This window comes from Stenotrophomonas sp. STEN018, from assembly GCF_056760235.1.
On record NZ_JBRREK010000065.1, the window covers coordinates 1 to 18,747 of the forward strand.

Annotated in this window: 18 protein-coding genes; 5 read left to right on the forward strand and 13 right to left on the reverse strand. The window is 58.8% G+C overall.

Translation table 11 applies throughout. The annotated features are described in order from the left end of the window. Positions 1-139: 139 nt before the first annotated feature. Together ACVOMB_RS18345 and ACVOMB_RS18350 are read right to left on the reverse strand one after the other, a co-directional pair. Complete coding sequence (locus tag ACVOMB_RS18345; protein ID WP_481532497.1) at positions 140-1,396, reverse strand: DEAD/DEAH box helicase; 1,257 nt, start codon at positions 1,394-1,396, stop codon at positions 140-142. A gap of 41 nt (positions 1,397-1,437) precedes the next feature. Next, positions 1,438-2,217: a polysaccharide deacetylase family protein gene (locus ACVOMB_RS18350; RefSeq protein ID WP_481532498.1), complete on the reverse strand. Its 780-nt coding sequence runs from the start codon at positions 2,215-2,217 to the stop codon at positions 1,438-1,440. 60 nt (positions 2,218-2,277) lie between these two features. Between ACVOMB_RS18350 and grxD the strand changes: the two genes are divergently transcribed. Beyond that, positions 2,278-3,204, forward strand: a complete 927-nt coding sequence (grxD, locus tag ACVOMB_RS18355) for a Grx4 family monothiol glutaredoxin (protein ID WP_481532499.1) — start codon at positions 2,278-2,280, stop codon at positions 3,202-3,204. A 323-nt stretch (positions 3,205-3,527) separates the two neighbouring features. On the opposite strand, the gene ACVOMB_RS18360 is transcribed toward grxD, so the two are convergent. Further along, positions 3,528-4,067 (reverse strand): DUF924 family protein, encoded by a 540-nt coding sequence (locus ACVOMB_RS18360; RefSeq protein WP_481532500.1) that lies wholly within the window; start codon positions 4,065-4,067, stop codon positions 3,528-3,530. Between the two features lie 248 nt (positions 4,068-4,315). Here ACVOMB_RS18360 and ACVOMB_RS18365 point away from each other — a divergent pair, with 248 nt between their 5' ends. The 3 genes from ACVOMB_RS18365 to ACVOMB_RS18375 all read left to right on the forward strand — a co-directional run bounded on the left by ACVOMB_RS18365 (position 4,316) and on the right by ACVOMB_RS18375 (position 6,351). After that, positions 4,316-5,260, forward strand: a complete 945-nt coding sequence (locus tag ACVOMB_RS18365; protein ID WP_481532501.1) for a DegV family protein — start codon at positions 4,316-4,318, stop codon at positions 5,258-5,260. A gap of 71 nt (positions 5,261-5,331) precedes the next feature. Beyond that, positions 5,332-5,670 (forward strand): hypothetical protein, encoded by a 339-nt coding sequence (locus ACVOMB_RS18370; protein ID WP_481532502.1) that lies wholly within the window; start codon positions 5,332-5,334, stop codon positions 5,668-5,670. After that, the gene (locus ACVOMB_RS18375) at positions 5,671-6,351 is read left to right on the forward strand and encodes a Dph6-related ATP pyrophosphatase (protein ID WP_481532503.1); all 681 of its coding nucleotides are present in this window, start codon (positions 5,671-5,673) and stop codon (positions 6,349-6,351) included. Between the two features lie 295 nt (positions 6,352-6,646). Here the strand turns inward: ACVOMB_RS18375 and ACVOMB_RS18380 are convergent, their stop codons facing one another. From ACVOMB_RS18380 to ACVOMB_RS18410, 7 genes are all read right to left on the reverse strand, one after another. Then, the gene (locus ACVOMB_RS18380) at positions 6,647-8,065 is read right to left on the reverse strand and encodes a GGDEF domain-containing protein (RefSeq protein WP_481532504.1); all 1,419 of its coding nucleotides are present in this window, start codon (positions 8,063-8,065) and stop codon (positions 6,647-6,649) included. Between the two features lie 296 nt (positions 8,066-8,361). Next, a complete protein-coding gene (gene fghA, locus ACVOMB_RS18385) occupies positions 8,362-9,189 on the reverse strand; it encodes an S-formylglutathione hydrolase (protein ID WP_481532505.1) in 828 nt (275 codons plus the stop codon). Positions 9,190-9,273: 84 nt separating this feature from the next. After that, positions 9,274-10,383, reverse strand: coding sequence for an S-(hydroxymethyl)glutathione dehydrogenase/class III alcohol dehydrogenase (locus ACVOMB_RS18390; protein WP_481532506.1), 1,110 nt, complete (start codon positions 10,381-10,383; stop codon positions 9,274-9,276). Positions 10,384-10,433: 50 nt separating this feature from the next. Beyond that, on the reverse strand, positions 10,434-10,709 hold the full coding sequence (locus ACVOMB_RS18395) for a metal/formaldehyde-sensitive transcriptional repressor (protein WP_057627201.1): 276 nt from the start codon (positions 10,707-10,709) through the stop codon (positions 10,434-10,436). 273 nt (positions 10,710-10,982) lie between these two features. Beyond that, positions 10,983-11,774: a hypothetical protein gene (locus ACVOMB_RS18400; protein ID WP_481532507.1), complete on the reverse strand. Its 792-nt coding sequence runs from the start codon at positions 11,772-11,774 to the stop codon at positions 10,983-10,985. Positions 11,775-11,846: 72 nt separating this feature from the next. Next, entirely contained in the window at positions 11,847-12,389 is a 543-nt protein-coding gene (locus ACVOMB_RS18405) for a hypothetical protein (protein ID WP_481532508.1), read from the reverse strand. Between the two features lie 660 nt (positions 12,390-13,049). Beyond that, positions 13,050-14,183, reverse strand: coding sequence for a PIN domain-containing protein (locus tag ACVOMB_RS18410; RefSeq protein WP_481532509.1), 1,134 nt, complete (start codon positions 14,181-14,183; stop codon positions 13,050-13,052). Between the two features lie 270 nt (positions 14,184-14,453). Between ACVOMB_RS18410 and ACVOMB_RS18415 the strand changes: the two genes are divergently transcribed. After that, positions 14,454-16,064: a hypothetical protein gene (locus ACVOMB_RS18415; RefSeq protein WP_481532510.1), complete on the forward strand. Its 1,611-nt coding sequence runs from the start codon at positions 14,454-14,456 to the stop codon at positions 16,062-16,064. Between the two features lie 71 nt (positions 16,065-16,135). Here ACVOMB_RS18415 and ACVOMB_RS18420 read toward each other — a convergent pair whose 3' ends face one another. From ACVOMB_RS18420 to ACVOMB_RS18430, 3 genes are all read right to left on the reverse strand, one after another. Beyond that, positions 16,136-17,227 carry a DUF3800 domain-containing protein gene (locus ACVOMB_RS18420; protein WP_481532511.1) on the reverse strand — a complete coding sequence of 364 codons (1,092 nt, stop codon included), beginning with the start codon at positions 17,225-17,227 and terminating at the stop codon, positions 16,136-16,138. A 140-nt stretch (positions 17,228-17,367) separates the two neighbouring features. Continuing rightward, positions 17,368-18,027: an HAD family hydrolase gene (locus tag ACVOMB_RS18425; RefSeq protein WP_481532512.1), complete on the reverse strand. Its 660-nt coding sequence runs from the start codon at positions 18,025-18,027 to the stop codon at positions 17,368-17,370. A gap of 173 nt (positions 18,028-18,200) precedes the next feature. Then, on the reverse strand, positions 18,201-18,512 hold the full coding sequence (locus tag ACVOMB_RS18430) for a hypothetical protein (RefSeq protein ID WP_481532513.1): 312 nt from the start codon (positions 18,510-18,512) through the stop codon (positions 18,201-18,203). Between the last annotated feature and the right edge of the window lie 235 nt (positions 18,513-18,747).

Consider the following 18,747-nt stretch of genomic DNA (forward strand, 5'->3'; position numbering starts at 1 on the left):
CGGCAAGGTGGCCTTGGTCGCGGTTATGAGAAAGATGCTGGTCATCCTCAATGCTCGTAAACGAGATGCGGAGGCCGCTATGGCCTCCGGCTGACAAGACAGTTGCTACAGGTATCACCCCAGCCGACCTTAGGTCCTGTCAGGACCCTGCTTTTTCCGCCGCCGCAGCACGCGCGCGGTCTTTCTTGCTCGGCCTGCGGCCCTTGATGCCGCCATTGTCGTCGGCGACCACGCTGGCCACCGGTGCTGCCAGCGTAGGCTCAAAGCCTTCAATCACTTCGGTCGTGCTCTGCAGCCCATGGCGTTTGCAGATCAAACGCCAATGCGCCATCGCCGCCGAATCGACAAAGCTCAGCGCCAGCCCCTTCTCCCCTGCCCGTCCGGTGCGGCCGATGCGGTGCAGGTAGTCCGCGGGCGCACGCGGCAGGTCGTAATTCACCACCACCGGCAAACGGGTGATGTCGATGCCACGCGCAGCCAGGTCGGTCGCGACCAGCACCCGCGTTTGGCCATCCTTGAAATCCTGCAACATGCGGAAGCGTCGCCCCTGCGACAGTTCGCCGTGCAGCGCCTGTGCATTGATGTCGGCCTTGCGCAGCTGCGACGCCAAGCGGTCACCGTCACGGATGCTGCCGACAAACACCAATACCTGCTGCCATTGCGGATCTTCCAGCAAGGACAGCAGCAACTCGGCACGTCTGGCGCTATCCACATGGATGGCACGCTGCTCGATATCCGGCGCCGACTGCTCGCCGATTTCCAGCCGCTGCGGCTCATGCAGGCCCGCTGCAGCCAAGGCTTGGATATCGGCCGCAAACGTGGCCGAGAACAAAGCGGTCTGCCGCTTCACCGGCAACTCAGCCAGGATCTGCCGCAGCTCATCACCGAAGCCCAGCTCCAGCAGGCGGTCGGCTTCATCCAGCACCAGCAGCTGCACCTGCTTCAATGACAGGGCGTTATGCGCCAGCAGATCCAACAAGCGCCCCGGGGTGGCCACGACGATGTCGGCACCACCACGCAGCGACATCATCTGCGGATTGATCGACACACCGCCGACCGCACAGACCAGATGCGGGCGACGCGGCAACTCGCGGCCCAAGGTGGTGAACACATCGCTCACCTGCAGGGCGAGTTCGCGGGTCGGCACCAGGATCAACTGGGCCAGCACCCGCGGCTTGCGTGGCGTGGCCATGAAGAAGCGCTGCAGCGCCGGCAGCACGTAAGCGGCAGTCTTGCCTGAACCGGTGGGCGCAAGTGCGACCACATCGCGGCCCTTCAACAGCAAGGGCACGGCCTGCTGCTGGATCGGCGTTGGCGCCAGATAACCGGCCTGCTGCAGGGCCTGCTGCAGCGCTGGCAGCACGTAGGGAGACAGGCCGAGTTGGGAGAAAGGCATGGTGCGGTTCCAGAACGCCGCGCAATGGCGGGGAGGCGAGTCTACGCTGTTGTCTGCGGCAGGCGGGCACGCAGGCCACGCGCATGCAGCTGCTGCAGCACGGCGTCGATGATGGCCAGGTTGTGGCCGTGGGCGGCACCTTCATGCAGCAGGACGATGGCGCCAGGCGCCAGATCCGGCGCAATCCGTGCGACCACGCCCTCCGGTGTGCAGTTCACGCCATCGTAGCCGCGCGCGCTCCAGCCAATCCGCGCCAGCCCATGCCGCTTGAGCGCCACAGCCACAAACGGGTTGGTCATGCCAACCACCGAGCGATACCAGCGCGGCGGCGCCCCGGCGATGGCGGTCAGCGCCCGCTGGCAGTGGCCGATTTCTCGCGCCATCTGCACCGGGCCCAGCGCCCAGAAGCGCGCCTGCGGGTGTGAATGGCTGTGATTGCCAAGGTCATGGCCGCGCCGCAGCACCTCATGCACCAGCTCCGGACGTGCCTGCGCACGCTCGCCGACCATGAAAAATGTGGCCTTGGCGTCATGCCGGTCGAGCAGATCCAGCACCGCCAGCGTCTCCGCCGACGGGCCATCATCAATTGTCAGCCACACGTCCTGGCCAGGCGCGCGGCTGGTCACCGGCGCATAGAAACGGCTGTTGGGGAGGAATACCGGTACGACAAACAGGGCGTGACTGAGCAACATCAAGGGCAAACCCCACATCCAGCCCAACCGCCACCACAGCAGTGCAACCAGCAATTGCGAGACAAGCAGCCAGGGCATCCAACGCCAAGGGTGTACGGGAATGCGATACAGGGTTTCCGGGGCAGTCATTCCCCATGATGCCATGCAGCGTAGAATCAGCTGGTCTACGACCACTTATACGAGTTCACGATGTCCCTGGACCCCGCCCTGCGTTCGCGCATTGAATCCATCCTCGGCGCCGACCGCGTCGTCCTGTTCATGAAGGGTCAGCCGACTATGCCGCAGTGCGGCTTCTCGGCCAAGGCTGTTGGCGCGCTGCAGGACCTGGGCGTGCAGTTCGGCCATGTCAACGTGCTGGCCGACCAGGAAATCCGTGAAGGCATCAAGGCCTATGGCGACTGGCCGACCATTCCGCAGCTGTACGTGGACGGCGAGCTGATCGGCGGCAGCGACATCATCCTGCAGATGGCCAGCAGCGGCGAACTGAGCAGCCTGCTCGGCCTGGCTGCGCCGGACCGCACCCCGCCGTCGATCACCGTCACCCCGGCTGCGGTGGAAATGCTCAAGGGCGCACTGGCCGACTCGCCCGGCGCTGCGCTGCAGCTGAGCATCGATGCCAGCTTCCAGCCGAACTTCCAGCTGGCCCCGTTCGACGACAACACCATCGCGGCTGAATCCAACGGCCTGCGCGTGCAGTTCGATTCATCCAGCGCGCGTCGCGCCGACGGCATCACCATCGACTGGGTCGACGACATCCGCGGTCAGGGCCTGGCGATCAACAACCCGAACGCGCCCAAGCCGGTGCAGGACCTGGACGTGCGCAGCGCCGACGACCAGCTGCGTGCCGGTGCCATCACCGTGGTGGACGTGCGTCCGGCTGACGAACGCGCCATCGCCGCGATCAACGGTAGCTTCGAAACCTTCGACGGCGACAACCGCGCCAAGCTCGAAGCCCTGCCCAAGGACACCGCACTGGCGTTCCTGTGCCACCGCGGCGGCCGCAGCGCGCAGGCTGCCGCGCAGTTCCTGGCACTGGGCTTCACCAATGTGTTCAACATCACCGGCGGCATTGATGCCTGGTCGGAGAACGTGGACAACAGCGTTCCGAAGTACTGATCGGAACGCATTGCAGCAACACGAAAAACGCCGGCCTAGCCGGCGTTTTTTTTTGCGTTGAACAAGCGCGGGAACGGCAACCTGATTGACTGCCTTGTAGGAGCGGCGTCAGCCGCGAAGCTGATAGAACGTCCGATCGCAAAGGTAGCGATCGCTGCAGCAATGTCGGCTTCGCGGCTGATGCCGCTCCCACATGCAAATCAGAAACATGCAGCCCGCGCCTTTTTGTGAGCCCTGCACTGCATGCGCACCGCGATGATCAGTGCTTGACGGACAGGTGCATATCCAACACCACCAGCAACACAGCAGTCCCTCGCGCGCACTCAGCCCGCAAAGCCACCTTCAGCGAGAAAATGCAGTTCTTCCGCAGTGGGAATCCGGCCAAGCACCGCGTTGCGGTGTGGGAAGCGGCCGAAGCGGCGGATGACTTCACGATGCACTTCGGCGTACTTCAGGTACTCCAGATCACCGAGCACCTCGAACATCGCCACCGCGCGCTCCTGGTCCTGCGGATCCTCGGAGTGCTCGAACGGCAGGTAGATGAAAGCCCGCAGTTTGAGCGGCAGTTCGCGATCCCAGCCTTCCTCGATGGTGCGGGTGGCGTAATGCCGCGCCAGCCCGTCGGTAGCGTAAGAGTGCGCGGTGCCACGGAAGCAGTTGCGCGGAAACTGGTCCAACAGGATCTGCAGCGCCAACGCGCCCTCGGCATTCTCCAGCCAGTCCTCACAGCCGCGCCGAGCAGCTTGGTAGTGCAGGTCCAGGAAGCGATCCCGGAACTGGGCATCGAAAGCCTCATTACGCTCAAACCAACGCTGCGGACCCGCCGCGCGCCAAAACTCTACTACCGAACTTGCAGTTTCCATTACTGATCCCTGGCTCACCGCCTACCCGCAGACGATGACACTTCCCACCGATGTCGTCGCATCCGGGGACAGGGCCTCAGCTGCTTGGCAGTAGCTTAATAGGCTACCCCCGACGATGAAATGAGGAAAAGGTGAAAAAACATACCTGGGATTGCGACGGTGTCCGCATAAACCACCTGTTCCATCCCAGGTTTTGAGATAGGGTTCCTATCTTTCGTGACTGTTACGACCACCGGGGGATACAAAGCATGCGAATCGGAATAGTGGTCGACTCGGCCTGCGACCTGCCCAAGGGCTACCTGCAGCACAACAATATCGTGCTGCTCCCCATCAGCGTACGGATCGGCGACACCGTGCTCCCCGACCACCGCGACGAGGAATCCACCCTGGCCTTCCTGCAGGGTCCGCTGAGCGAGCGCAGTGCCGAGGCGGAAACCATCCCCTACAGCGCCGAGCAGATCCGCGACCTGTTCCTGAGCCACCTGGTTACCGATTTCGACCAGGTGTTCTGCATGACCATCACCCGCACCCGTAGCCCCATCCATGACAACGCGGTGCAGGCCGGCTACAGCATCCTCAACGAGTACAAGCCGATCCGGCAGGCGGCCGGCTACAACTCACCGTTCAGTCTGCGCGTCATCGACACCCAGAACCTGTTTGCCGCACAAGCGGTGAGCGCGGTGGAAGCCGTGCGCCTGCGCGACAGCGGTGCCAGCGTGCCGCAGATGCGCGAACGCTTGGAACTGGTGGCAAGCAATGTGCACGGCTACATGGTCACCCGCGACCTGTACTACCTGCGCGCCCGTGCCCGCCACAAGGGCGACCGCAGCGTTGGCCTGCTCAGCGTCGCGCTCGGCAGCGCGCTGGACATCAAACCTATCCTGCATGGCTACCGCGGCAATACCGAGCCGGTGGCCAAGATCAAGGGCTTCGACCCTGCCGTGCAGGCCTTGTTCGACTTCGTAGGCAAGCGTGTGGTGCGCGGCCTGATCACCCCAACGGTATGCGTCAGCTACGGCGGCCCGCTGGACGAGCTGCGCGCCCTGCCCGGCTACCGGCAGTTGCGCGATACCTGCGATCAGCACAGCGTCGCCCTGCTGGAAGCGGTGATGAGCCTGACCGGCATGGTCAACGTGGGCAAGGGCGCGGTGACCATTGGCTTTGCCGATGAACCGCATACGTTCGGCAGCTGATCGAATCGCGCTATCTGGACAAAATCACTACATTTGACGCGCTAGTCTGACGCTCTACCAAGGAGGCTCCCATGTCCGTTCTCTATTCAATCTCGCTGCCTGATCCGGCCAAGGCCCGCGGCAACGACCCACGCCTATCGTTCACTGCCAGCGGCGCGGACGCCTTCGCCGAGCAGCTGCAGAGCGCCCTGCGCACGCCGGAGCTGTTCGAACGCTGGAAGGCTACCCAGGACGAACCCGACGACGTGGACCCCGGCTTGGGCGCGATTGACCCGAACGCCACGGTCACCGGCAAGCAGTCCGACCTGCGCATCGACCTGGTCGCCACCACCAGCCTGGCCGGTGAACTGTTCAAGCAGCGCATGCGCATGCTGGCCGGCAGCCACTGGGAACTGCGCGATGTGCGCTGAGTGTTGAGAACACCGGTACTGGTGTCCTGGAGCGGCGGAAAAGACGCCGCCTGGGCACTTCACGAACTCCAGCAACGCGATGACATCCAGGTTGTCGCGCTGTTGAGCACGCTGACCGAAGGCTATGAACGCTCCTCGATGCAGGGCGTGCGCCGCGAAGTATTGCTGGCCCAGGCAAGCGCGGCCGGGCTGCCGCTGCTGGAAAGCTGGATACCGCAGGTCTGTGACAACGCCTTGTATCTGCAGCGCATGACAGCGGCGCTGGACAAAGCACAGCAGCGCTGGCCCGGCCTTGCAACCATCGCCTTCGGTGACCTCTTACTGGAAGACATCCGGCTATGGCGCGAGCAGCAGTATGCAGCGCAAGCCTGGCAGACACTGTTCCCGTTGTTTGGCCGTGACACTGCGGTGCTGGCGCGGCAGATGATTGCGAGCGGCCTACGCGCGCAGCTGTGCTGCGTGGACAGCGAGCGATTGGATGCAAATTTTGCGGGCCGGGCATTCGATCAAACGTTATTGGATGCATTGCCTGCAGGCATCGATGCCTGCGGAGAAAACGGCGAATTCCACACCTGCGTCAGCGCAGGACCGATGTTCCGCACGCCATTGAGTCTTGACCAAGGCGACACCGTGTTACGCGAGACCCGTTACGCCTACACGGATTTCACCTTGCAGTTGTAGGAGCGGCGTAAGCCGCGAAGCCACAACAGCAAGAACAACAGCGCTTCATGCAATTGCAGCACTGCTCGCAACGTCAGGCTGGGTAACTTCGCGGCTCACGCCGCTCCCACAAGGCTGGGCTGGGCTGGGCTGGGTTGGGCTGGGTTGGGCTTTTGTGGGAGCGGCGTAAGCCGCGAAGCCACGATAGAACGAACAACAGCGCTGTGTGCAATCGCAGCGTCGCTCCCACCTTCAGGTTTGCCAGCTTCGCGGCTCACGCCGCTCCCACAAGGCTGGACCCCGCATCGAACGATCATCACAAGCCCACCACCACATCATCTCGTACCGACACACGGTTCCTGCCGCCACGTTTTGCCGCATACAACGCTGCATCGGCATCGTCCAGAAGCTGCGTCGTAGGTACCTTGACTGAAGACTGCAGGAAAGCCACGCCAACGCTGATACTGACCGGCCCCTCCGGCAACGCAAGTGTTTCGATGGCCAGCCGCAGGTTCTCAGCAAGGGCGACTGCATCTTCCCTTCCACAGTCCGGCACGATCACCGCAAACTCTTCTCCGCCGTAACGCGCCAGACAATCGCCCGCACGCCGGACATTGGCCTGCAGCCGCGCGGCAACAGCTTTTAGGCAACGATCGCCGGCCGGGTGGCCGTGCGCATCATTGAATGCCTTGAAGTGATCGATATCGACCAGCAGCAGACCCAATCCGGCGCCACTGCGATGTACGCGGCTGGCCTCAGTCTGCAGGACCGCATCGAACTGACGGCGATTGGCCACACCGGTCAGGCCATCCTGCCTCGCCAGTTGGTCCAGTGCGGCCTGTCGCTCCATCAGGTCAATCTGCAGCAGCGTGCTGCGCAGGCTGAAGCCAATGGTAGCGACAACGAAACCGGTCACAGCCAACAGCCGCGCATGGTCCACCACCAAGGTCCCCACCACCAGCAGCAACAGAGGCAGGATCATCGGGCCGCCAGCCTGCACCAACCGCGACAACCGCGGTTCCGGCACGAAGACCGGTGCCGATACCCTGCGCACGGCCAGCAACATCAACAGGAGGAATGGCAAATCGATCAGTACATCGTTGTACGCACCGAAGGAATCTTCGGAGGTGAAGTGGTTGATGTAGCCGGCCACCAACAGATACGCCACGGCATACAACGCCAGCACTCGAAAAAAACTGCGCCACTCCGGCACATCACCGGCCAGCCAGCGCACGGTTGCGAAGCTGGCAATGCACAGGTTCTGGATATCAAACATGTAGCGCATGTTGCGCATCGCCTGCTCGTCAACATCGACGCGGTCGGCAAAGAAGCCGGTATGCACGAAGAACAGCACTCCCAACAGCGCTGCCATCGCAGCATCAATCAGGCTGATGCTGGTGCGCTCGCGCCGTGCGCGGGCAAGGATGAACACCAGCGGCACGGCGTAAAGCACATACAACAACATGCTGGCACGCGGCGTGACATCGGCACGGCCCGCCCCCAGTGCATCGACCAGATTGAGTGCCATGCCGCCTGCCCATAGCAGCATCGCCAGCGCCGTTGCGTACCAACCCAATGCTGCCCGATCCTGGCGAGCACGCCAAACGCAGCTGCAGGCAGCAAGCAGCGGCGCTGCCACCAGGAAGATGAAGGAACCGACGCCAGCGGGGCCCGACCCAACAGCGAGGACCAGGCCATGGCAGAGGACGAACAGCAGGACCAGTACTACCGGCATGCATTCCCTATCAAGCAGGCGCTATGCCCGCACGATAGCGCGACGACCGCCGCGACAACGTGACCCAGACCCCGCCACCGAAACCCGACCCGTAGTGCCGAGCCATGCTCGGCAAGAGCCTTGCAAGCGAAACACAAACCCCTCCCCAACCCTCCCCTTCGCTGCGCGAAAGGGAGGGAGCATAACGTAGTGCCGAGCCGTGCTCGGCTGGGGCTCTACCAGCGAGGCGCCTGCCGAGCATGGCCCGGCACTACAGGATTTCTCTGCCGAGCATGGCTCGGCTCTACCATCATTCCTCAGCGCATCGCCTTGGCGTGGTGCGCGATGTGATCGCCGATGAAACTGCTGATGAAATAATAGCTATGGTCGTAGCCCGGCTGCATGCGTAGTTCAAGCGGATGCCCCGCCGCTTCGCATGCCGCCTGCAGCAACTGCGGGCGCAACTGGTTCTCAAGGAACTCGTCAGCGCCGCCTTGATCAATCAACAACGGCAGCTTCTCCTGCGCATGCATAACCAGTTCGCTAGCGTCATACGCTTTCCACACTTCGCGGTCGTCACCAAGATAGGCAGCAAATGCCTTCTGTCCCCACGGCACCTGCGACGGTGCCACGATCGGCGAGAACGCTGACACGCTGCGATAGCGGCCGGGGTTTTTCAACGCAATGGTCAATGCACCATGCCCGCCCATCGAATGCCCGCTGATCGCACGTACATCACTGGCGGCCACATTGGCTTCCACCCATGCCGGCAGCTCGTCGACGATGTAGTCGTACATGCGGTAATGCCGCGCCCAGGGCTCACGCGTGGCATTGAGGTAGAAGCCTGCGCCCTTGCCCAGGTCGTAACCCTCTGCATCAGCGACCGCTTCACCACGCGGGCTGGTATCCGGTGACACCAGGATGATGCCGTGTTCGGCCGCATAGCGCTGCGCACCGGATTTGGTGATGAAGTTCTGCTCGGTGCAGGTCAAACCGCTCAGCCAGTACAGCACCGGGCACGGACCGTGCTCGGCCTGCGGCGGCAGGTACACGCCAACCGTCATCTCGCAACCCAACACCTTGGATTCGTGCCGGTAAACGTCCTGCCAGCCGCCGAAGCAGGCGCGGTGTTCGAGTCGTTGCATGGTTTTTAAATCCTTGGGGGTTGGGGTGTTGTATGGCTGACGAGCTATGAGCTTCGCGGCTTACGCCGCTCCCACACGCTTGAATCAGTAATGGATTACCGAGCGGATCGACTTGCCTTCGTGCATCAGGTCGAAGGCTTCGTTGATCTTGTCCAGCTCCATCGTGTGGGTCACGAACGGTGCGAGCTCGATATCGCCCTTCATCGCATCCTCGACCATACCCGGCAGCTGGCTGCGACCCTTCACGCCACCGAATGCGGTGCCCAACCACTTGCGGCCGGTGACCAGCTGGAACGGTCGGGTGGAAATCTCCTGTCCGGCACCGGCCACACCGATGATCACGCTCTGGCCCCAGCCACGGTGCGCGCATTCCAGCGCCGCACGCATCACGTTGGTGTTGCCAATGCACTCGAAGCTGTGGTCCACCCCCCAACCAGTCATCTCCACCACTACCTGCTGGATCGGCTTGTCGTGGTCCTTGGGGTTGACGCAATCGGTGGCACCGAACTGCTTGGCCAGCTCGAACTTGGACGGATTGGTGTCGATGGCGATGATGCGACCAGCCTTGGCCTGACGCGCGCCCTGAATCACTGCCAGGCCAATACCACCCAAACCGAACACCGCGACGCTGTCGCCTTCGGCAACCTTGGCGGTGTTGTGCACAGCGCCAATCCCGGTGGTGACGCCGCAGCCAAGCAGGCAGACGTGTTCCGGGTTGGCTTCTGGATTAACCTTGGCCAGGGAGACTTCGGCCACCACGGTGTACTCGGAGAAAGTGGAGCAGCCCATGTAGTGATAGATCGGCTCGCCGTTGTACGAGAAGCGGCTGGTGCCATCCGGCATCACGCCCTTGCCTTGGGTGGCACGCACGGCGGTACACAGATTGGTCTTGCCGCTCTTGCAGAACAGGCATTCGCCGCACTCGGCGGTGTAGAGCGGAATCACATGGTCACCGGCCTTCACCGAGGTGACGCCCTCGCCCACTTCAACCACGATGCCGGCGCCTTCATGACCGAGCACGCACGGGAACAGGCCTTCCGGGTCATCGCCGGACAGGGTGAACGCATCGGTATGGCAGACACCGGTATGGGTGATCTTGACCAACACTTCACCGGCCTTCGGCGGCGCGACATCGATCTCGACGATCTGCAACGGCTGGCCCGGACCAAAGGCAACGGCGGCACGTGATTTCATGATTTTCTCCTGCGGGAATGACGAAGAGCAGCGCAAGGCGCCGCCCGGAATTATTTGAGATAGGAACGGATCAGGGATGACATCTCGGCTACACGCGTGGCGCGCTGTGCATCGGAGCGTGCCGGCTGGCCGAACTCCTCGCGCAGGTGCGCCTCCATCACCTCGGACATCAGCCCGTTGACTGCGCCGCGGATGGCCGCGATCTGCTGCAGCACCGGATTGCAGTCGGCACCGGCCTCCAACGCCCGCTCCAGCGCATCGCACTGACCGCGGATGCGTTTGACCCGGGCCAGGACCTTTTTCTTCTCTTCGGGGGAGTGCGGCATGGCTGCGCCCGTATCCTGTACTGGGGGATAGTATATTTTGGGGTCATCAAAAATGCCAATCGACCGGTTTCTTGTGTACGGATAGGCATACTTTGTGCCTCACGTACAGACTATGGCTAGTCGTACTTGTACAGACTATGGCTAATGCCGTTCTTGGTGCCATGATGACACTCCGACGCACACCTGCAACACCGACCGCTTTGGCCAAGGGAAGGACATTCACAACCCTGGGATTAAGCCGGCGGTGAAGCGGCTTCGACTTGGCTTAATGCTTTAGACCATGTGCCATTGATGCCCTATAAGGCTATTCAGAGTGCTGCCGGAATAGGCGTGGATCTCGCACCCAGGAGTGTCAAGGACTTGCCGCGGTTCCAACTCAGCGTCGTGGAAAGCGAATAGTAGAAAGGTCAACAGGGACCTGTGTTGATACACGACAAGCCACTCGTCGGGGCGCACCTGTCGCAGGGAGGCCCGGGTGGTAGGCCCGAAGGGCTTCTCTAATCCGAAGTACTTGCAAAGATCTGGTGAGCCTTCAAGCTCAAATGGTGACGCGTAAATTCTCCAGAAGCTGGGAACGCGCCTCAGCTTGCGCTTGACAAGGAGAGCGGCGGCGCTCTTAGCTTTTACACTGATGGCCGCCTGAACTGCGATCCTGAGAAGGTTAACCTTCTTCTTGTCCTCATAAAATACGGGGTTCTTCAGGGTTTCTGTATCAACTTCACGCGCGTCGATGAAGCTGAATCTTCTGAACTCACGGTTCGTGAAGGTGGGGGCCTGATCAGGTGTGAAGGGAACAATTTCGATACCGGCGTACTCTGAACTCTGGAGTACGCCATGCATTTGACGCGATTGGACCAGCTCAACCAGATGAATCGACTGCCTGAAAAATGCCTCATCTGAAAATTGGTTGTTGCACGCCTGGTGGGTTGGAATTCGTCCTGCGTAGTCGAAACCAGGAAGCTTTGGCTGCTTTTTCCCGAGGAATACAACCGGCACCACATGGTCGCCGGTCACTAATTGGCCCGAGGTTATCGGTTCTCCACACAGATAGCAGAGATGCTCCATAACATGATCCAACACCAGGGTTAAGCCGTGCTGCCATACGGCGGCTTGGACGAACTGCTAGCCGGCAGATCGTTAACGCGCATACTGAGCCACATAGTCCTGCTTCTTGTCGTTCCAAAGAAAACTTAGCTCCACAACTGCTGAATTGTCATCGGCAAAGACAGTGAATAGACCTATCAAATCCTCAATAAGAAATTCATAAGCCCACTTGTGACGCATGAAATCTGAAAATACAAGCATGCCCTTAAAGGCAGTACCTTCTGACCATGTCTGCATCCAGTAGTGATGAATAAGTTGACTGCAAACGTCGATGACGGAAAGCTGTGACTGTTCCGGATTTTCCAAGTCAAATCGATCTTCAGGGAAGCCTGCGCCGATGAAAGTGAACGGCCTACCCCCTATCTTCTTATATCGAACCACAGGCATCTTCGCGTTACGAGCACGATCATTTACCTTCGGCCGCTCAAGTAGAGAACGCACTTGAAACGCCACCAGCATCAGGCGTCGCTCGTACAGCACAATCTGCTTCTCCGACCACCTGCGGTAACCTCGATGTCTTTTGAGCCACGCCAATTCGGCCCGAAGCTCCTGGCGCCAATAGGTTGATTCGATCATCTTTTCTGTTCTTCCATAAAAATTGGCAAAGCTGCATATGACTGCCATCTTCAGAGTTCAGCCCCCCCTTCGATGCAGCGTCGGCTTGAAACTATTTGATAGGCCTCTCGCGAAAATCCTGCAGCACAGAAGCTCGGCCTACGAGAATTCCACAAAGTAAGTAGAAAGCTTTGCTGAGTGTATTACGGAAAGTGCGCCTGTCATTCAGCGTCCTTGGTGTGTAGCCTACAACGCAACATGCCCACTTCTTAAGCGCGGGGTGGAACGGCTTGAACTCGAGTTGGTGGGCCAGCTTGTTGCGAATCCTATTGACCTCCCTCAACTGCGAGACCTCCTCTTCCCAGCCACCTCCGGTCAGCGCAACAAGCAAATCAAGCTTTTTTGAGAATGTAAGCGAAAGATCATTCAGGCTTTTCTCGGAATCAATGTGGCCTAAGAGCATCTGATTCAGAGCTTGCTCTAGGATTAAGTGCCCCTTCAATACTACCAACTCAATGTCATCGACCTTGTGCAGATGACACTCAAGCTTTGCAAGGAAATCTCGACTATGCATGCTTAGAGGCCCAGCTATTTATCTGCCGAAACGAATCCCCCGGCCATTCGCGGACATCTAATGTCCGCATCGGGTCGCTAGTAGACACCGCCATGTGCACCTCAAACTCAAGTGGAGAGCAATGTCGCCGTAGCGGCTTCGAACTCCAAACCTTCGTCAGGAAAATCTCCAGCTGTAATTGCGGCCCGCATCACGTCAACGTCGCCTTCTTGTCCGATGTTAATGATCAGCTTTCCGGCGATTCGAACTGGCCGAATCTCTTTAAGATCACATATGCCGACGCCATTCATTGATTTCACTTCTATGGATTCATCCCGCTCATGGTCCAAATAGTCCATATAGCTCGCGCAGTAATCGACCTGAGCTTTTGCCTCCATAACAAATGTCACCGCGACCTGTCCTTTGCCGAGGTACTCAAGCTGCTCAAGCTGAAGCGATGTGACATCGCCAACCTTCGGGCCATTAACGCGAACGCCGAAGCAGTCCATATCGAGTACTTCTACTCCAGTGACCTCGCCTTCCTCCAAGTAGATTGTGTCCAGCAAATTCTGGCTCCCCTTGACGAACTCCCCAAGAGCCCCCTTCGCGTCGGTAAGGGCTGTCAAGAGGGTACCGATTTTGGCCTCGATATCGAGGCGATTGAGCTCTGCCCTAGACTCATCTAATAGTAGAAAGTCTTCGATGGATGCGAAGACTTTCGCGCCACCTTGCCGCTCCCAGTGCCGCATGAAAGTGCCGTCTTTCACGACAACTCCCACGTCACCAACGAGACCGATCAGAGCATCAACTGACTTTCCAATCATGGAATCAAGTATATCTTCCCTCGACTTTGGACTCCGGTAGGGGGTGGCGCCCACAAAGTAGTCATTCAGGACAGAGCCAATCATTCCTGATTCGAACGGGAGCTCTTGAACACGATAGGCCTCAGACCAGCGACCGAAATCAGTCTCATACGCACCAGCCAATTCCGACTTCATCTGAATGAGTTCCCCTTGAAGCTCGTTCAGCTTGGAATACAAGCTACTAATACGCGCTATCCGCCCTACGCTCTCTAGATGGCTGGACGCGGACTGAAGCTTGGCGGTGCATTCGGAGACAATCTTTGTGACGTACTCGCGTCGAACAAGCTCCGGTATACAGATCGTGACGTACCCGGACTCAACAAGGCGCAAAAGCGTCTTCATATTGGCTGACGACAGGTTCTCCTGATGGAGGATGTTTGTATCCAAAACTAAGTGCATAGGCACCTCAAAAATATTTAAATAATTTCATCAATGCTCAACTATCGAGAGCATGGCACAATAAATCGGCGCGTTCTAGGTTAGCTATTGGGTCGACGTCGCCCTCATTAGGCCGCTATACGTTGAACTGATGCTGGAGCAGATTGGGGATCAGGCCAGGGGGCCGTCAAAACAAATATCGGTTTTTTGCCCTGACGCCATGCGCTGGTATGGACGTCGATTGCACCTGAGTGCAATCCTATCGACCCACGGAAGGATGCAATAGCGCCAATGACAACCTCTGCCCAAATTGACACCACCGGCCTGCTCGCCATATTGGGTGTCATCGCCGCCGTGTGGGCGCTCATCTCTCCCACCAACCGACTCCGACTTCGCTTCTGCACGACTTGGATGGATTGGGTCGCGGGGGGATCCGTGCTCCTTCTTGTCCACTACCTAGTGTTCGCCCCGGCCTTGGAGCAACTTGGGCTGTACTACAGCTTGGGGCCCTGGAAATGGGGGCTCGACAGTTCCAGTGCGGTGTATCTGCTGCTGCTCTCAGTGGCACTGTACTTCTTTTGGCGAACATGCACTCCGAAACTGGCCCGAGGCCGAATCCACGTCTTTCGTGAGCTGATCGAAAATCTGCACCTCACCAGACGCTACGACGAGCTGGTGCTACTGGTGGAACCCCAACTGCCGACACTCATTTCCCTGGCCCAGCAACGGTCCTGGCTGGTGCGCTGGATCGAAAGCCGGGAAAATTCGAAGGATGAGCTGGACAAGCTAGCCGCGCTCCTGCGTGGAGAAGCCCCCAATCCTCCTTCAGCGTGGCGTAAACAGTGGCGCCGCTTGCTGCACACATTGAAATCCAGGTGTGCAGAACGCGACCAGGCCAGTCTTCAAGCCCAGGAGATCCTGTTGAACCTGGTCACCTCACCTGAGTTGACCGTTCACCTAGCGCAGGCACACCCACATTTCTGCCTCAAACTGTTGGAAGCGGACGAAGCGATACGCTCCGACTTCATTGCGCATTACATCGACGCGCTCTTGGACGCAACGGGAAGCCGCCTCTACGTTGAGCTGAAAAATAATCAGAACCTCGATGGAGGAAAACGCTTGTACCTGCCGGAAAGCAATCGGCTACTTCGCTTCTTCTTTGCCGATGCAGCGAAGGCTGTGAAAAACGGTCTGGAGGCTGCTACAGGCGAGTCCATACACCGCCGATTGGATGAAGATAAGCATTTGACCGAGAGGCTTAACAAACCTCTGGGCTCCTATGCAGAGAGCGGGCGGTTTCGCTGCCCTATCAATTCAGGCATCACCCTCTTCGAGATCATGCTGCACGAAGGCATCCACCAGGGGCTGCAAGACCATATGTGGCTGCATTATTTCAACAACTTCGCCGAAGGGATCCTCAAGCAAATGTCTGGACCGATCGACGAAGAGATCTATCTGGAGTGGCCAACGCCTTTCCACTACCTGCTCTACCGCCTGGTAGGTATCGCCACGGATTGGGCTGAACAGTGCACGCACATGGATGATTCAGATATCCCGCCTGCGACCCGTACAGCCGCAGGCTTCGATCGCCACTACATTTCCAAGGAAGCCACCAAGGTACTGGGGGCGATGCTCCAAGACATCATTCCGAGTGAAAAGCTATCGGCGTCATTTAAGACGTATCTGCTGGAAATCGCTATTCGCAGTCATGTAAGGCTCCAGAGCAATCCGACGACAGCGGATGTTGCAGCGTCCTTCCTTACCGCTGTGATCGTCGGGACGGGTTTGCACACGAAGGTCGCCTACCGGCAGGAGCTTCGAAATATGTTCGGACGGCTGGATCACGTTTTGAGGGACAAGGCGTCCACCTTCGAAATAGCGCTAGCCGCCTCACTGCCTTGATGCTCCGATACTCGTAGGTATCAGTCGCAAGGGGTGGACCATTGTGGTCGCCGCCCCCAAGGCTGAATCACTCATTCGGCATGTCGGACGTTGGCAGTGGCTACGACTTGATTGAGGCCCCAACCCCTTCGTTCATCACCTTCGTCGATGAGTCGCATCATGGCCTCGCGCAGTTCGCTCGATACAGGCGTGCCGGCGTCCGTGTCGCGAAAGTAACGCATCACGGTGCCGGCAACGACATCGGCCATTTGCACGCCGATAGCCTCATGCGACTGCACAAACTCTATACTAGCTTTTTCTTCGAATCTGCAGTCGGACTGCGGGGTGTAGGGCGGGTCCACGGAGTGGCTCAGGGTTTCCGCCATCAATTTTCCTTGGCGCAGAATATTTTCTACTTCCAATTGCTGGTCATGCACCAAGCGGATGCCGGACAAGCGTCTGCCGTAGTAGCGATTTATTCGAGCGTAGATATTCGTAAATGATGTCAAGTTAGGCAGCATCCAGACCTGCTTCGCATGTTTGTTGAGGTCAGGAGGGGGAAGAAATCGCAGCCAGGCTTCGCCATCCTTTTCAAGCAGGTCGCCATATTCGGCTTCAGCGTCCTGCGCCATATGGGCAACGACTTGCGCGATCTGCCCACCCGATCCGGTATAACCTTGATCTGTGGCCATGCCGCGCAACATGGCGAATGAGGCGCGTAGCGTGATGTCACCCGGCGCCAAACACAAGGCGACGAATGTATCGAGGACGCGCTCGGATGCGTGAAAGTACAGAAAATCCGCCACTGTGTTCTTGATGAAATGTGACCGCATCGATTCGAGATAGCCAACACACGGGGGCAAGAGCTGGAACGTGGTGATGTTGGCGCAGATAAAGAAGCGCTTGTCGACCACCTCGATGAAAAGCGGAGCGCGCTGGTCGAGCAAGGCGTGGATGACTTCGGCCGAAAATTTTGTCTTGGCGGTCAGCGACTTGGATTTGAGTTCACCGGCAGCAATGCGGTGACGGCTCCGCAGCTCATCGATGCGGCCTTCCCAATCATGACCGTCTTCAAGGCCAATGCCAGCCAAGGCAAAATAGGGCTGGTCCTTGAAATTGTAAGCATTGCCACTGTTGATCATGTCCCCACTGTGGCCGCTTTCATCTATATAGACGGTGGTCATGTCTAGATGCTTTCCCTGAAATAGCTCATTTTCGGATATATAGCCCATTGAATGGCCGAGTTCTTTGTAGACAGCGCATGTCTGCCTCGGGTCGTATGAAGCACCATAATCTAAAGCAGACAGAAACTGCCGACCGCATACTACTGGTGGTCTGGACGGCAGGGGAACTCGGATGAAACCAAGGCCTCGAGTGTTGACCAACAAACAGTTGCGTTATTATCGCGATTTCCTCTATCCAGCAACCTCGCCCGCAGCCCCACGGCTAGGGGCCCAGCAACGTCCGTGCGATATGTATCCCCGACCATAAGTACTTCATCGACTGACAGACCCATCTTCTCCACTGCCAGGAGATAGATCTCGGGTTCCGGCTTAACCCGACCCACGTCGCAACTCCAAACTGCCACATCGATATAGGGCGCCAGCAGATTCCTGGCCGGCTCGACGTAGGGAGCGGCAAGATTTGAACAGACCGCTAAGGTGTAGCCGCTTTCGCGCAACGCACTTAGGACTCCGGGTACTTCAGGAAAAGCCCTGATGGAATCGAGCTCTTCCGCCAACTCCCGCTCCAATGCTTGAAGACTCTCGATCGAGACTTGAACACCCAACCATTCTGCGGTCTCACGGAGCGTCATTCGCTTCGACATCATTTCGCTCTTCACGTTCGCTGGCATTCGACTGCCCTGAAAGCAAGCTATCTCATACAACTTTCGAAAGGGACGCGTTGGGCGGGGAATCTCAAGGAGTGTTCCATATACATCAAAGAGAATTGCGTTAACACCATGTGGGATAGCCGATTTCATTTCTTGCTAGCTCCGAATTTCATCGTGGGCACTCTGACGCAACCTATAGGGGCGTAGCATGTGACCCAAACATCGATGGATCAGTATGACCACGCTCAGCCACAGTCACGCATTAGCTGACCAGGAACGCGTGACGCCGATTAGCATATCCAACTCCTCGTGGGTACTAGCGGCTAGTTTCCGAGCTGCTCAAGGGAACGGTGCTCACCATCAGCCTGATTGAACTCCCAGCCTTCCGGGGCACTCACGTCCTCTCTAATCCTCAGGATCTGGAGACTCCGCGTCGCAGCGAACACCCCAAGACTCACCCCTTTGGTTCGCTTTGTAATCTCCGCTGCCACCCAGCCAGCGTCAAATACGTCCCACGGATCAATACAGCTTTCGCTCACAAAACTGGCGGCACCAAGGTGCCACTCATCAACTCTCCGCTGCCAAGGCTTCTCTGCGGCATCGACAGCTTGCTCATACTCGTCAAACTCTTCCATCCAGTGCCTCCGAACATGCTGCAGGCTCACGCCAAGCATCTGAGCCAGCACCCATAGCGACGGTAGGAACTTGCACTTAACTTCCCCTCGAGTTCGCTGAGCCAAACTCCTAAGCCGCTCCAAAGGGTTCACCCCCGAAATCACGGACAGTTATGAAAGGGTTGAGAACTTCAGATCGCGCTTGGCGGTCCTCCGTCGCATCCGGCGGTTGTGGAACCGCTCAATGTATTCAAAC